The organism is Actinophytocola sp. NPDC049390, from assembly GCF_044466355.1.
Lineage (GTDB): Bacteria > Actinomycetota > Actinomycetes > Mycobacteriales > Pseudonocardiaceae > Actinophytocola.
The window spans coordinates 822,012-836,654 of record NZ_JBITMQ010000001.1; the positions used below are offsets into that span (position 1 = coordinate 822,012).

Annotated in this window: 13 protein-coding genes; 5 read left to right on the forward strand and 8 right to left on the reverse strand. The window is 69.6% G+C overall.

Going from position 1 to position 14,643, the window contains the following annotated elements:
- Positions 1–22 precede the first annotated feature (22 nt).
- Positions 23–1,141 carry a sugar phosphate isomerase/epimerase family protein gene (locus tag ACIBVP_RS03695; protein WP_396104391.1) on the reverse strand — a complete coding sequence of 373 codons (1,119 nt, stop codon included), beginning with the start codon at positions 1,139–1,141 and terminating at the stop codon, positions 23–25.
- Positions 1,142–1,397: 256 nt separating this feature from the next.
- Between ACIBVP_RS03695 and ACIBVP_RS03700 the strand changes: the two genes are divergently transcribed.
- From ACIBVP_RS03700 to ACIBVP_RS03710, 3 genes are all read left to right on the forward strand, one after another.
- On the forward strand, positions 1,398–1,892 hold the full coding sequence (locus ACIBVP_RS03700) for a nuclear transport factor 2 family protein (protein ID WP_396104392.1): 495 nt from the start codon (positions 1,398–1,400) through the stop codon (positions 1,890–1,892).
- 111 nt (positions 1,893–2,003) lie between these two features.
- Complete coding sequence (locus tag ACIBVP_RS03705; RefSeq protein WP_396104393.1) at positions 2,004–2,156, forward strand: hypothetical protein; 153 nt, start codon at positions 2,004–2,006, stop codon at positions 2,154–2,156.
- 151 nt (positions 2,157–2,307) lie between these two features.
- Entirely contained in the window at positions 2,308–5,262 is a 2,955-nt protein-coding gene (locus ACIBVP_RS03710; RefSeq protein WP_396104394.1) for a family 16 glycoside hydrolase, read from the forward strand.
- Positions 5,263–5,282: 20 nt separating this feature from the next.
- Here the strand turns inward: ACIBVP_RS03710 and ACIBVP_RS03715 are convergent, their stop codons facing one another.
- The 3 genes from ACIBVP_RS03715 to ACIBVP_RS03725 form a co-directional block, all read right to left on the reverse strand.
- Positions 5,283–6,761, reverse strand: a complete 1,479-nt coding sequence (locus tag ACIBVP_RS03715) for an amidase family protein (protein ID WP_396104395.1) — start codon at positions 6,759–6,761, stop codon at positions 5,283–5,285.
- 258 nt (positions 6,762–7,019) lie between these two features.
- Complete coding sequence (locus ACIBVP_RS03720) at positions 7,020–8,165, reverse strand: mandelate racemase/muconate lactonizing enzyme family protein (protein WP_396104396.1); 1,146 nt, start codon at positions 8,163–8,165, stop codon at positions 7,020–7,022.
- A gap of 112 nt (positions 8,166–8,277) precedes the next feature.
- Positions 8,278–9,471 carry an NAD(P)/FAD-dependent oxidoreductase gene (locus ACIBVP_RS03725; RefSeq protein ID WP_396104397.1) on the reverse strand — a complete coding sequence of 398 codons (1,194 nt, stop codon included), beginning with the start codon at positions 9,469–9,471 and terminating at the stop codon, positions 8,278–8,280.
- Between the two features lie 141 nt (positions 9,472–9,612).
- Here ACIBVP_RS03725 and ACIBVP_RS03730 point away from each other — a divergent pair, with 141 nt between their 5' ends.
- The gene (locus tag ACIBVP_RS03730; RefSeq protein ID WP_396104398.1) at positions 9,613–11,415 is read left to right on the forward strand and encodes an ABC transporter ATP-binding protein; all 1,803 of its coding nucleotides are present in this window, start codon (positions 9,613–9,615) and stop codon (positions 11,413–11,415) included.
- 5 nt (positions 11,416–11,420) lie between these two features.
- On the opposite strand, the gene ACIBVP_RS03735 is transcribed toward ACIBVP_RS03730, so the two are convergent.
- From ACIBVP_RS03735 to ACIBVP_RS03745, 3 genes are read right to left on the reverse strand one after another with little or no spacing between them, the layout of a single operon-like run.
- Positions 11,421–11,939, reverse strand: coding sequence for a hypothetical protein (locus ACIBVP_RS03735; protein ID WP_396104399.1), 519 nt, complete (start codon positions 11,937–11,939; stop codon positions 11,421–11,423).
- Positions 11,936–12,949 (reverse strand): non-homologous end-joining DNA ligase, encoded by a 1,014-nt coding sequence (ligD, locus tag ACIBVP_RS03740; RefSeq protein WP_396104400.1) that lies wholly within the window; start codon positions 12,947–12,949, stop codon positions 11,936–11,938. Before ligD ends, ACIBVP_RS03735 begins: the two co-directional genes overlap by 4 nt.
- Complete coding sequence (locus ACIBVP_RS03745) at positions 12,936–13,268, reverse strand: MmcQ/YjbR family DNA-binding protein (RefSeq protein WP_396104929.1); 333 nt, start codon at positions 13,266–13,268, stop codon at positions 12,936–12,938. Before ACIBVP_RS03745 ends, ligD begins: the two co-directional genes overlap by 14 nt.
- Positions 13,269–13,479: 211 nt before the next feature.
- Between ACIBVP_RS03745 and msrA the strand changes: the two genes are divergently transcribed.
- Positions 13,480–13,986, forward strand: a complete 507-nt coding sequence (gene msrA, locus ACIBVP_RS03750; RefSeq protein WP_396104401.1) for a peptide-methionine (S)-S-oxide reductase MsrA — start codon at positions 13,480–13,482, stop codon at positions 13,984–13,986.
- Between the two features lie 240 nt (positions 13,987–14,226).
- On the opposite strand, the gene ACIBVP_RS03755 is transcribed toward msrA, so the two are convergent.
- On the reverse strand, positions 14,227–14,589 hold the full coding sequence (locus tag ACIBVP_RS03755; RefSeq protein WP_396104402.1) for an RNA-binding S4 domain-containing protein: 363 nt from the start codon (positions 14,587–14,589) through the stop codon (positions 14,227–14,229).
- Between the last annotated feature and the right edge of the window lie 54 nt (positions 14,590–14,643).

The window sequence follows — 14,643 nt, forward strand, 5'->3', positions numbered from 1 at the left end:
CCTCCACGCGTCTACTCGGGGATCAGTGCTTCTTGTAGATCGTCAGCTCGGACATGTTGGTGTAGCTGAGATCCGCGAAGCTCAGCGACTGGCCGGGGTTGGCGGCGCCCCCGGGCGCGGAGTCCTGCTCCCAGTTGGCGTGGTGGAAGTCCTGCTCGCCGATGGTCTGGAAGAACTGCTGGAAGTTGATGTCGCCCTCGCCGAGCGGCACCATGTCGTACCCGTTGCCCACCGCCGGGTTCTTGTTGCCGTCCTTGGCGTGGAACAGCGGGAACCGGGTGGTGCGCGGCGCGACGGTCAGGATCGGGTCGAACAGGTCGGTCTGCTGGTTGCCGTGGCGGTCGGTGTACGTGTGGTGCTTGAACCGTGCGACGTACGCCCAGAACACGTCCATCTCGAAGAACACGTAGCGCGGGTCGGTCTTCTCGAAGAAGTACTCGAGCCTGCGCGTGCCGGAGGACCGGGTGGGCCTGCCGTTCGCGTCGAGCGGACCGGAGTCCAGCAGGAAGCTGTAGGCCGCGTCGTGGTTGTGGGTGTAGAGGCGCAGGCCGCGCTCGCGGGCCCTGGCGCCCAACTCGTTCCACGTGTCGGCCGCGGCGTCCCAGTCCGAGGTGTAGGAGCTGTTGGTCGGGTCGCTGCCCGTGCCGATGTTGCGCATGCCCAGCTCTTCGGCGATGTCCATCTGCTGGGTGAAGGTGGCCGGGTCGATCCTGGTGTGCGTGCCGTTGGCGACCAGGCCGTTGTCGTCGAGGATCTTGCGGATCTCGCGCGGGGTGATCTGGCGGCCGAGGATCGAGGTGTGCTGGTTGTAGCCGGCGAACTCGATCTCCTTGTAACCGATCTCGGCGAGACGGGCGAGAACGCGCTCGAAGCCGTACGGGACTCCGCTGGCGTCGGGGGCAGCGGAGATCCGGTCGCGGACGCTGTAGAGGATGATGCCCCGGTTGCGGCTCGGGATGAGCGGCTCGACGTGCAGTCCCTTGCGGTGCCCGTTCTTGTGGCCCTCGTCGGCGAGGGCGGGCGTGCCGGTCGCGAGGACCGGGAGTCCGGCGGCACCCAGGACGGCGGCCGCACCGGCCGAGGCCTTGAACACGTCACGCCGGGTGAACCGGGACGTACGTCTCTCGTGCTTGTCGCTCATGGGGAGGATCACCTTTCTGCGGGCAGGGCTCAGCCAGGGCAAAAGGAGGAAGGGGGCGCTGAGCCCGCGTGAACGGACATCCTGTGGAGGCCTGTGCCAGCTGCTTGTGACAGCTGTGTGAAGACTTCGGCGTGAAGTATCGCACGCTTTCTGCGAATACGTGCATACTTTCGTTGATCAACAGCAAAAGTGCGCGTCTTGATCAAACAAGAACACGTTCTTGTGCTCGCGAGTGCTCCGGCGGAAGCTTGATGGCATGGACCTCGTCGTGCTGGAAGAGATCAAGCGCCTCAAGTACCGCTACCTCCGTTGTGTCGACACCAAGGACTGGTCCGGGCTCGCCGACACGCTGACCGTGGACGCCACCGCCGACTACGGCACGCCGACCTACGGTGGCCCGCTCCACTTCGAGGGCAGGGAACCCCTCGTCGCGTTTCTGGGTGAGAACCTCGGCCCGGGCATGGTGACCACGCACTTCGCCACTCATCCTGAGATCGAAGTGGACGGTGGGGAGGCGGCGGGCAGGTGGGCCTTCCAGGACACCGTGATCGCCGTGCGGCACCGCGTGGTGATCACCGGCGCGGCATTCTACGAGGACCGCTACCGGCTCGACGACGACGGCCGCTGGCGCATCGCGCACACCGGCTACGAGCGGACCTACGAGGCGGTGTTCTCCCTCGACGACATGCCGAGCTTCCGCCTGACCGCGAACCGCTGGCCCGTGGAACAGGTTCCAAATCGAGAAGGTTGACCATTGAACGACCGCCTCGACCGGTAGTCGATCAACCACGACTGGTGGCAGTTTCGCGACGTTCGCGCGTGGTAGCCCAGCCTCGATGACCCGCGTGGCGGAGGAGGGGCGATGCCGGATCCGAAACTGGACGAGGTGGACCGCAAGATCAAGGAAGCCAAGGAGTACGCCCGCGAGGTGCGGCAGCCGGAGACGGAGGCCGACGAGACCGCGCCGCCGGAGCCGGTCCACGAGAACACCGAGGAAGGCTTCGCGCCGTCCTGATCGCGGGGCATTTGGCTACCCGTCGGACTATTGCGTCCGTTTGACGTAACTTTGCATGTCCTCGACCGACTTTCGTTGACCACGTACAAAAGTGGTTCTACGGTACGTGACACGGCTGTGACCCCCTGCATCCAGCCTTTCGGGAGAAGACATGCGCCGGTCCATCGGTGGGCTTTGTGCTGCCCTCGTCAGTCTCGTTGTCCTACCCGCCACCGCTTCGGCGGCCGACGTGCCGCCCCAGGAACCGGGCGTCACGCTCCGGGTCTACGACCTCCAGACAGAGCTGTCCAAGCTCTGCACCCTGAAAGCGGGCCAGACGCCCAACGTCGACAAGCTCATGCCGGCCATCGACTGGAGCGGCACCGAGTTCGGCGTCGCCGACTTCTTCCAGTCCGAGGTCATCGCCAACCTCAACGTCGGCACCGCGGGCACGCATGCCTTCCGCATCACGAGCGACGACGGTTCGCGGTTGCGGATCGACGGTTCGACCGTGATCAACCACGACGGGCTGCACTCGCCGACCCCGGCCGAGGGCTCGGTCGACCTCACCACCGGTTACCACGCGCTGCGCATCGACCACTTCGACAACGCGGGCGGTCAGCAGATCACCCTCGAATGGCGCCCGCCCGGCGCGTCCGCGTTCACGGTCGTGCCGAACAGCGTGCTGTCCACCGACGCCGACGTGGTGCGGGTGACCGCGCCGGGGCGCAAGGAGTGCGAGGCCAGCGGCGACTCGCCGGGCGACGGCCTCCCGCTCACCGGCGTCCACCCGAACTACACGCTGACCAACCTGCGGCCCGCCGGGTTCGAGCCGCAGGTGTCGGCCATGGACTGGCTGCCGGACGGCAGGCTCGCGATCGCGACCTGGGGCCGTTCGGACAACGAACTCGGTGAGGTGTACCTGCTGAGCGGCGTCACCGGCAGCACCGACCCGTCCCGCGTCACGACCCAGCGCATCGCGTCGGGCCTCAAGGAGCCGATGGGCATCAAGTACGTCGACGGCAAGCTGTACGTCTCGGAGAAGGACGGGCTCACCGAGCTGAACGACACCAACGGCGACTGGGTCACCGACAACTTCCGCACGGTCGCGACCTGGCCGTTCGGCGGGAACTTCCACGAGTTCGCGTTCGGGCTGCTGTACCGCGACGGCTTCTTCTACCTGAACCTGTCCGTCGCGATCAACCTCGGCGGTGCCACCACCGACCCGCAGCCAGCGCCGAACCGCGGCACCACCATCAAGGTGAACAAGGCCACCGGCGCGGTGTCCTATGTGGCCGGTGGGCTGCGCACCCCGCACGGGATCGGCTGGGGACCGGACGGCGACGTGTTCGTCACCGACAACCAGGGCGGCTGGCTGCCGTCGTCGAAGCTGCTGCACATCAAGCAGGACCGGTTCTTCAACCACTACATGAACCCCGACGGCCCGTTCGACAACCGGCCGGTCACCCAGCCGGTGCTGTGGTTGCCGCAGAACGAGATCGCGAACTCACCGGTCAACCCCGTCCAGCTCACCACGGGCCCCTTCGCCGGGCAGATGGTGTTCGGTGACGTCACCTACGGCGGCCTGCAGCGCGGTTACCTGGAGAAGGTCAACGGCGAGTACCAGGGCGCGGTGTTCCGCATGACGCAGGGGCTCGAGGCCGGGGTGAGCCGCATCAGCCTCGGTCCCGACGGCGCCATCTACACCGGCGGGATCGGCGCGGGCGGCAACTGGGGCCAGCCCGGCAAGCTGTCCCACGGTCTGCAGAAGCTCACGCCGAGCGGCACCAGCGCGTTCGACATCCTCGCGATGCGTGCCGTCGAGGGCGGCTTCGAACTGGAGTACACACAACCGTTGTCGACCACGACCGTGCAGGACCTGGCGGCGAAGTACCAGGTTCAGCAGTGGCGGTACGTCCCGACCGCCGACTACGGCGGGCCGAAGGTCGACCAGCGGACCCTGACCGTCACCTCGGCGACCCCGTCCGCGGACCGGCGGAAGGTGACGTTGAAGATGTCCGGTCTGCAGGCCGGGCACGTGGTGCACGTCCGGTCCCCGAGGCCGTTCGCGGCCGAGTCCGGCGCCTCGCTCTGGAGCACCGAGGCCTGGTACACGCTGAACGCGCTGGTCGGCACGGCCGGGCGGGCCACCGACTACGAGGCCGAGACCGCGGGCCTGTCCGGTGGCGCGTCGGTCAACACCGACCACGCCGGCTACTCCGGCACCGGTTTCGTCGACGGGTACTGGAACGCGGGCGCCACCACGTCGTTCACCGTCAGCGCCTCGGCCGCGGGCACGCACACTCTCGCGTTGCGGTACTCCAACGGCCCGAACCCGTTCGCGGGCACCAAGACCGTGAGCCTCTACGTCAACGGCACCAAGGTCAAACAGGTGTCGCTGACGAGCACCGGCAACTGGGACACGTGGGCCACCCACACGGAGACGGTGCCGCTGAACGCGGGCAACAACACGGTGGTGTACCGCTACGACACGGGCGACAGTGGCAACGTGAACCTCGACAAGCTCACCGTCGCGCCGGGCCAGCGGATCGTGCTGTTCGACGGCACGAACCTCAACGCGTGGGAGGCCCGCTCGGGCGGCGCGGCGACGTGGCCGATCTCGGGCGGCTCGATGGAGTCCCTCGGCGGCGACATCCGCACCCGCCAGAAGTTCGGCGACTTCCGGTTGCACGTCGAGTGGTACGAACCGCAGTACCCGCCGGAGGTGACCGGCCAGGCACGCGGCAACAGCGGCGTGTTCCTGCAGGAACGCTACGAGGTGCAGGTGCTGGAGTCGTTCGGCAAGCCACCCGCGATCAACGAGGCGGGCTCGATCTACAACAAGCGCGCCCCGAACACCAACGCCGCCACCGCGTCCGGCACGTGGCAGACCTACGACATCACGTTCCGCGCCGCCCGGTTCGACAGCGCGGGCAACAAGATCGCGAACGCACGGGTGACCGTGGTGTGGAACGGCGTGACCGTCCACAACGACGTCGAGGTCAACGGCGGCACCGGCGACAGCCTGCCGGAGGACGCGACCCCGCAGTCGATCCGCCTCCAGGACCACGGCGACCCAGGCGCGAACCCACGGTTCCGCAACATCTGGATAGAACCACTGCCTTGACACCACATGCCCGGGGCGGCTCACCGGAACAGCGCGGGATTGATCACAGAAGGCGGCTGACGCACGCGAGCAGCCAGCTCAAAAGCATGGGCGTAGCCGATCAACGTAGGCTCACTCCACGCCGTACCGAGCAACGCGATCGCGAACGGCCTCCGATTCGCGGCCAGGTACCCGGCAGGCACACTGACCGACGGATAACCAGCCTTCGCACCGATGCTCGCGCTGCCCACACCCGCGAACAACAGCGCCGTGAGGTCGTGCTCGACCATGACCCCGTCGAGCCGGTCCCGGCTCTCAACCAGATCACGGGCACGGTCGCGATCGTGCCGAGCGGTGTCAGCGCTACCGGCGGAAAGGTCCATGTCCTGCGCCGCGACCGCCCGCGCCTGCCCGAACTTCAGCGCGACATCCGCACGAGCCTCGTTCTGAGCGATGACATCGGCCAGCGTACGAACCGGCGCGTCCGCGGGCAGCCGAGCGAGATAGGCGTTCAGGTCACGCTTGAACTCGTAGTTCAGCACAGCCGAGTCGAACCCCTCGCCGGTGTCGAGGTCGACCTCGACCAACGTGGCACCCCGCTCCCGCAACACCGCGACGGCGACGTCCCACAGCGCACGCGTGTCGGTGGTGTCGGGCGGAACCTGGTCCCGCACCACGCCGATCCGCGCCCCGCGCAGCGCATCCGCGCGGAGATCACCGGTGAAGTCGTGGTCCGCCAGAGGATTGGCCGCCGTCGCCGCGTCGTGCGGGTCGACGCCGGCGAGCGCGGTCAGCAGGACGGCCGCGTCGGCCACGGTCCTCGTCATCGGCCCGGCCGTGTCCTGGCTCGCGGCGATCGGCACGACACCCGTGCGGCTGACGAGCCCGACGGTCGGCTTGATGCCGACGACCGAGTTCGCGGCCGCCGGGGACAGGATCGAGCCGGACGTCTCCGTGCCGACCGTGAGCGGCGCGTAGCCCATGGCGGCGGCCACCGCGGACCCGGCGCTGGAGCCGCTCGGCGACTCGGACGTGTCGTAGGGGTTGAGGACCTGGCCGCCGAGCGAGCTGTACCCGCCGGGCATCCCGTCGGCCAGGAAGTTCGCGAACTCGGTCAGGTTCGTCTTGCCGAGGATCACCGCACCCGCCGCCCGCAGCCCGGTGACGAGCGCGGCGTCGCCCACCGGGTAGGACGCCGCCAGTACCACCGAACCCGCCGTGGTCGGCATGCCGGACACGTCGATGTTGTCCTTGACCAGCACCGGAACACCGAGCAGTGGTTTGTCCCGCTCACCGCGTGCGCGGGCCTCGTCGGCGGCCCGCGCCTCGTCCGCGGCGGCCGGGTTCAGCGCGCGGACCGCGCGCAGGGACGTGTCGTGCGCCGCGATGCGGTCGGCGCAGGCCTGGACGAGGTCCGCGCTCGTGACGTGCCCGTCGTCGAGCAGCCGCAGCAGCCGGGCGACGGTCATGGTCTCGAGGTCGATGGCGTGGGTGGTCAGCACCTCGACGAGGGTGGTCAAGTTTCCGCCGCGTGACAAGGACGTTCGGCGGAGTTGTAACGAGGGGCCCGGCCGGTGCGATGACCTGAGTGACCCTGCGGTGCTGGCGGACCCCCGACCTGGCAGCACCGCAGGGTTTTCCGTTGCACCACCGTGCCGACGGCTGGCTGGTGGTCGCGGACCGTCTCACATTCGGACTGACCGATGTCGTGCCCGGCGCTGATGCTGCCACCGGACGCCGTACGGCGACGAGCGCACCGAAGCCGACCGGTACGGAGCTCACGCCGTGACGGTCACCTTGTCCACGGTCCACGCGCGGGCCTGCTCGGACAGGGTGATGCCCAGCCCTGGCCTGCCCGACAGGTGCATGCGACCGTCCCTGGTCTCCAGGCGCTCGTTGAACAGCGGGTACAGCCAGTCGAAGTGCTCCACCCAAGGCTCGGCCGGGTACGCGGCCGCCAGGTGCACGTGGATCTCCATCGCGAAGTGCGGCGCCAGGCCCACGCCTGCGTGCTCGGCCAGGGTGGCGAGCTTGAGGAACTGGGTGATGCCGCCGATGCGGGGCGCGTCCGGCTGCAGGATGTCCACGGCACGGTGGCGCAGCAGCTCGTTGTGCTCGGCGACGCTCGTCAGCATCTCGCCGGTCGCGACGGCGGTGGCCAGTGCGCGGGCCAGTTCGGCGTGGCCCTCCGCGTCGTAGGCGTCGAGGGGCTCCTCGATCCACACCAGGTCGTACTCCTCCAGCGCCGTGCTCACGCGCATGGCCGTCGGGCGGTCCCACTGCTGGTTCGCGTCCACCATCAGCGGCACGTCCGGGCCGAGGTGCTCGCGGACCGCGGCGACGCGGCGCAGATCCTCCCGCCAGTCCGGCTGCCCGACCTTGATCTTGATGCCGCCGACGCCGGACGCCAGTGTGCGGGTCGCGTTCTCCTTGACCTGCTCGACCGTCTCGTGGAGGAAGCCGCCGGAGGTGTTGTAGCAGCGCACGGAGTCGCGGTGCGCGCCGAGCAGCTTCGCGAGTGGCAGGCCCGCGCGCTTGGCCTTCAGATCCCAGAGGGCCACGTCGATCGCGGCCAGTGCCTGGGTCGACGCGCCGCTGCGGCCCACCGACGCGCCCGCCCACACGAGCTTGGTCCACAGCCTGCCGATGTCGCTCGGGTCCTCGCCGACCAGGTCCGGCGCGACCTCGCGGGCGTGCGCGAACTGGGCGGGGCCGCCCGCGCGCTTCGAGTAGCTGAACCCGACGCCGTGGTGCCCTTCCTCGGTGCCGATCTCGGCGAACAGGAACGCGACCTCCGTCATCGGGCGCTGCCTGCCGGTCAGCACCTTCGCGTCGCTGATGCCGGTCGGCAGGGGCAGGGTGACCGACGAGAGCGTCACCGAGGAGATCCGGTCGAGAACAGCGGCAGGGACGTCGAGGGTCATGGATCCATGCAACAACGACGCATGATGCCTGTCCAACGCTCGTTGCGCATGGCGTCATACCTGGACGGCTTTGATGCGGCGGGCGTGGCGGCGCACGAAGGAGAAGGTGTCCTCAGCGTGACAGGAGCTGCTTGAGCGGCAGCGACTCGTCACGCAGCTCGTCGGCCGTCACGCGGTGCGGGAGGTGCAGCGCGCGGCGCACGGCGAGCACGTCACCGGGCCGGCCGAGCGAGATCACGCCGTCGACGCGGCCGTCCGTGAGCGAGAACGCCGAGAACACGCCCTCCTCGACCGAGCCGCGCAGCACCAGGTCGTCGAGGTCGCGGACGTGCCCGACGGACTGCAGCTTGTGCTCGTAGTGATCCGACCAGAACCAGTGCGGATCGGTGTGCGGCTTCTGCTCGCCGGTGAGGTTCGCGGCGACGGTCTGGCCCTGCCGCAGCGCGTTGTCGTGGTGCTCGACCCGGACCCGTCTGCCGTGGTGGAGCTGGGCGGCGACGTCGCCGAGCGCCCACACGTCCGGCGCGGAGGTGCGGCCGTACTCGTCGACGTGGATGCCGTTCCCGGTCGCGATGCCCGCCTCGGCGGCGAGTTCGACGTTCGGCAGCGCGCCGACGCCGACCAGCACGAGGTCCGCCTCGACGCGGTCGCCGAGGTTCGACTCGAGGACCAGCCCGTGCGCCGACGGCGTGCAGGACTCGACGTACTCGCCGGTCCGCACGTCCACACCGCGGGCTCGGTGGATGTCCAGCACCGCGGTGCCGATCTTCACGCCGAGCACGCGGGCGAGCGGTGTCGGCTCCGGCTCGAAGATCGTGACCTGCTTGCCGAGGCCGACCGCGGACGCGGCCACCTCGCAGCCGACGAACCCGGCCCCGAGCACCACGACCCGCTCGGCCGCGGCCAACTCGGCGCGCAACGCGCGGGCGTCGGCGGCCGTGCGCAGGTAGTGGACCCGGTCGCCCTCGAAACCGGTGAGCCTGCGGGCCCGCACCCCGGTCGCGAGGACGAGCGCGTCGTAGCGGAGGTCGTCACCGTCGCCGAGACGGACCGTGCGCGCCGCGGTGTCGACGGCGGTGGCCCGGGTGGACAGCCGCAGCCGCACGTCGTTGTCGGCGTACCACTCCGGCGTGCGCGCGGGCACCACGTCACCGCCTGCGAGGACGTCCTTCGACAGCGGCGGCCGCTCGTACGGTGCGTCCGGTTCGTCGGACACGAGCACGATCTCGCCGTCGAACCCGCGCCTGCGCAGCGCGGCGGCGGTCGCCGTGGCCGCCACGCCACCACCGACGAGCACATATCGCATGACCGGTACCTCCGTCTCCCCACCGCACAGGATGACGACTCACGCTGGACTCCCGCACGATATTCGGTCGCCGCGTGGCTCGGCGTGCGGCAGCATGGTTGATCGGCGTAATTCCGGGGGAACTCTGTGGGAAGGGGCGCCGTGTCCACTCGCAAGACCGCGGTGTTGCTCGCGCTGCGCTACTACCGGCGGGAGCTGGGCCGCCGAAAACGGATCGCGATCCCCGCGTTGCTGTTGCCCGCGCTGGGAAACACGTGCGTGCTGTACGTGGCGCCGCTGGTCGTCGCGAACCTGGCGGGGAGGATCGCGGACGGCGCACCGGCCACCGTCGGCACGGTGCTGCCGTCGGTGCTCGGGTTCGCCGCCGCGTTGCTGGCCACCGAGGTGTTCTGGCGCGTCGGCATCCACTGTCTCAACAGGACAGACGGTCGCGGGATCGAGAACCTTTACGTGCTCGGCATGAACGAGCTGCTCGCGAAGGACGCCGCGTTCTTCCACGACAACTTCGCGGGCTCGCTCACCAAACGGGTGCTGGGCTTCGCGTCGCGGTTCGAGGAGTTCGTCGACACCATGACGTTCTCGGTGATCGCGACGCTCGTGCCGCTGGGGTTCGCGTCGGTGGTGCTGTGGCGCTACCACCCGGTGCTGGTGTTCGTGCTGGTGCTGCTGATCGTGGTCACCGGGTGCGTGATCGCGCCGCTGGTGCGCCGCAGGCAGGCGCTCGTGGACCAGCGGGAGGCCGCGATCGCCCGCGTGGCCGGGCACGTCGCGGACAGCCTCGCGAACATGGCGACGGTCCGCGCCTTCGCCGCGGAACAGCGGGAGGCGGCCGAACACCGCGACCGTGTCGGTGAGCTGCGCAGGCTCGCCATCCGGTCGTGGGACTACGCGAACCTGCGCATCGACACGGTGGTCGCGCCGCTGTCGGTGCTGACCAACGTGGCGGGGCTGGTGCTCGCGATCACCCTGTCCGGTGGCAGCCTCGGCGTCGAGGCGATCATCGTGACCTTCTCCTACTTCAGCAGCGCAACACGGATCATGTTCGAGTTCAACCAGATCTACCGCAGGCTGGAAAGCTCGCTGACGGAGGCGGCGCAGTTCACCGAGTTGCTGCTCGAACCACCGACGGTGCTCGACCCGCCGTCACCCGAGCCGCTGCGGCAGGGCCCCGTGGACGTCCGGTTCGCCGACGTGCGGTTCGCCCACAAGGGTGCGCCGGTGCTGTTCGACGGGCTGGACCTGACGGTGCCCGCCGGTACGAAGGTCGGCCTGGTCGGCCGTTCCGGTGGCGGGAAGAGCACGCTGACCCAGCTGCTGCTGCGCCTGATGGACGTCCAGGGCGGCAGGATCTCCATCGGTGGCCAGGACATCGCTGCGCTGCGGCAGGCGGACCTGCGGAGTCTGATCGCGTACGTGCCGCAGGAGCCGGCGATGTTCCACCGCACGTTGCGGGAGAACATCGCGTTCGCCCGCCCGGCGGCCACCGACGCGGAGATCATGGCGGCGGCGCGGGCCGCGCACGTGACGGAGTTCGCGGAGACGCTGCCGTCCGGTTTCGAGACGCTGGTCGGGGAGCGCGGGGTGAAGCTGTCGGGCGGACAGCGCCAGCGTGTCGCCCTGGCACGGGCGATCCTGCGGGACGCGCCGATCCTGCTGCTGGACGAGGCGACGAGTGCGCTGGACTCGGAAAGCGAGGTGCTGATCCAGCAGGCGCTGTGGCGGATCATGGAGGGCCGCACCGCGCTCGTGGTCGCGCACCGGCTGAGCACGGTCGCCAGGATGGACCAGCTGATCGTGATGGACCGGGGGCAGATCCTGGAACAGGGCAGCCACGAGGAACTGCTGGCCGCGGACGGCGTGTACGCCCGCCTGTGGCAGCACCAGTCCGGTGGTTTCCTGGACGACGTGGACGACTCAGGTGCCCGCGTGACCGCCCGCACCTGACGCCGTCAGCCGATCATGCGCCCCTGCTCGCCCGGCCTCGCCTCCCTGGCGTGGCGGGCGTGCTCGAAGCCCGCGCGTACGCGGCCGGTGCGCAGGGGTTTGCCGTACGTCATCCTGCCTCCGATGAGGGCGTACGGCCGCAACGGCACGTCGGGTGGGCAGCCTGCGCCGTCGAGCCAGCGGTCGATGTCCTGCCACTCGCAGGTGAGCCTCAGCTGGCCGCCGGGTTCGAGGCGGGTGGGCAGCGTCTTGTCGACGTCGATGTTGTAACTGCTGTGCACACAGCCGTCGGGGAGCTGCTTGTCGGGCAGCGCGAACCCGAGTTCCTGCACGGAGGTCGCGAGGCGCCCCTGGTTGGTCACCGACACGTAGAGGAGGTGCTGCTCGGGGCGGGTGCCGAGCCGCTCGATGGTGGTGCCGCACGCGGGCCGGGCCCTGGCGCCCGAGCGCTGCCAGCTCACCACCTGCCAGGTCAGCGACAACAGCGACACACCGAGCGCCAGCCACGCCACGGCCGCGGTCATGGCGTGTCCTTGCGGGCCCGGCTCGGGGCGACACGCGGGGGTTCGTTCGGCATCTTCGGGTAGACCGGCGGCCACGGCGCGTCCATGAGACCCGCCGCCAAGTCGCGTTCCGACAGGGCGAGCAGCGGTTCGAGCGACTGCGGTGCCATCGCCGCCCACGGGTCGCCCTGTTCGCGGACCCGCGTGGGCACGGTCGCCAGCGTCAGCTCGCGCGGCTCGATCGTCGCCAGCTCGTCCCAGCCGAACGGGGCCGACACCTGCGCGTGCGGGTTGGCGCGCACCGACCACGCGCCGAACACCGTCTTGTGCGGGGCGTTCTGGTTGAAGTCGATGAACACCCGGCTGCCGCGTTCTTCCTTCCACCACGCGGCCGTCACCAGCTCGGGACGGCGGCGTTCCAGCTCCCGCGCCGCCGCGACCGCGGCCGCCCGCACCTGGTAGCCGTCCCAGCGCGGTTCGAGGCGGACGTACACGTGGATGCCCCGGCTGCCGGTGGTCTTCGGGTGGCTCGCGATGCCGAGCGAGTCGAGCAGCGCCTTCGTCTCCGCCGCGGCCTCGCGGATCATCGGGAACGTGACGCCGGGGCTCGGGTCGAGGTCGATGCGCAGCTCGTCCGCGTGGCCGGGGTCGGCGGCGGTGTTCGGCCACACGTGGAAGCCGAGACAGCCCATGTTGACCGCCCACAGCACGTGGGCCAGGTCGACGGCGACGAGGGCGTCCGAGACCGTGCCGTTGGGGGTCGACACGCGCGTGGTCGTCAGCCACGGGTCGGCCTTCGTCGGCGACACCCGTTTCTGGAAGAACGACGAACCCGTCGCCCCGTTCGGGAACCGCTGCAGCAGAACCGGCCGCCCGCCCATGGCGGCCATCAGCGGCTCGGCCACCGCCAGGTAGTACCGGGCGAGATCCAGCTTCGTCTCGCCCCGCTCCGGGAAGAACACCTTGCCCGGGCTGGTGATCCGCACCTCGTGGCCCGCGACGTCGAGGACCTCCGCGTCACCGCCTGCCACGGGACACCTTCCGCAACGGGTGGGCCTCGACCAGCTCCTCCGGCGCCGACAGCCGCCACGCCTCGTAGACCAGCTCGGTCAGCTCGTCCGCATCGATGCCCTGCAGGTACACCACCACCCAGCCGAACCCCCCGGCCGTGAACTGCACCTCGAACACGTCCGGCCGTTCCGCGACCAGCGCCTCCTGTTCCGACAGCGTCTGCTTCAACCCGACCGTCTTCGTGCGCGGCCAGTAGTAGCCGAACCGCTTGCCGCGCACGCTGAAGGAGGTGTAGTCACGCGCCTCCGCCCGCTCGACGTCGGCGAGCCGGTCCACCATCCGCAGGAACTGACTGTCTGGAACTGTCACGCACACATTCTGGCGCACACCCCCGACAGAATCGCTCCACTCGGCGAGGGCGAGCCCGATCTCCGCGTGCGGCCGGGTTGCATCAGCGGCGAGAATGGCTGTGAGGTGACCCACCTCCGGGTAAGGACGCCCCGGTCGTCCGCGCTGAGAGGGGTAGGGCCAGAGAAAGGGAAGGTGACCGATGACGACCGAACGCGCCATTCTCGCCGGCGGGTGCTTCTGGGGTATGGAGGACCTGTTCCGCCAGGAGCCCGGGGTGGTCTCCACCCGCGTCGGCTACACCGGTGGCGAGGTCCTCAACCCGACCTACCGCAACCACCGGGGGCACGCCGAGGCCATCGAGGTGGTCTACGACCCGGAGAAGACCAACTACCGGGCGCTGCTGGAGTTCTTCTTCCAGGTGCACGACCCGACCACCAAGAACCGCCAGGGCAACGACATCGGCGACAGCTACCGGTCGGCGATCTTCTACCTCGACGACGACCAGAAGCGCGTCGCGGAGTCGACGATCGCGGAGGTCGACGCCTCCGGCAAGTGGCCGGGCAAGGTCGTGACCGAGGTGACGGCCGCCGACACCTTCTGGGACGCCGAGGAGGAGCACCAGGACTACCTGGTCAAGCACCCGGGTGGCTACACCTGCCACTACGTGCGCCCCGAATGGACACTGTCGGAGAACGCCAAGGCCTGACCCCCGGGCAGGGAGTGACGTGGAACGAAGGACCCCTTCGGAACGCCGAGCGGCGCCGAAGGGGTCCTTCAGTGCGTTGAACGCACCGAAGGGCCGCTTCAGCACACAGCCATCACCGCAAAGCCGGGCGCGAGCCCACGAAGAGGGCAGCCCATCCATGCCAAACCACAACACGCCCGAATCGTGAGCCCCTCCCCGAGCCTTGCCCGTCCGGCGAGGCCCCGGAGGGAAAGCAAACCCCTACTGGCCCTGACGAAACTTGTCGAGCACCCGACGGTCCCGCTTGGTAGGCCGCCCAGCACCCCGGTCACGCCGTGCGACCGGCACCAGCGCCTCCGGCGGCGGCTTGGGCGTCCGGTCGATGAAGCACATCGCCGCCTCCGGCGCCCCCACCCGCTTCTGGATGACCCGCGTGACCTCGACGACCTTGGTGATCCCATGCGCCCGCAACCGCACCTCGTCACCCGCCGACACACTGGTAGCGGCCTTGGCCGGCCGGTCGTTGACGCGCACGTGCCCACCGCGGCAGGCGGCGGCCGCGTCGGAGCGGGTCTTGGTCAGCCGGACCGCCCACAGCCAGCGGTCCACTCGGGTGGACTCCACAGTCGTACATGATGACTGACGAGGTTCACCGGTCCTACACCTCGGGTGAGAACA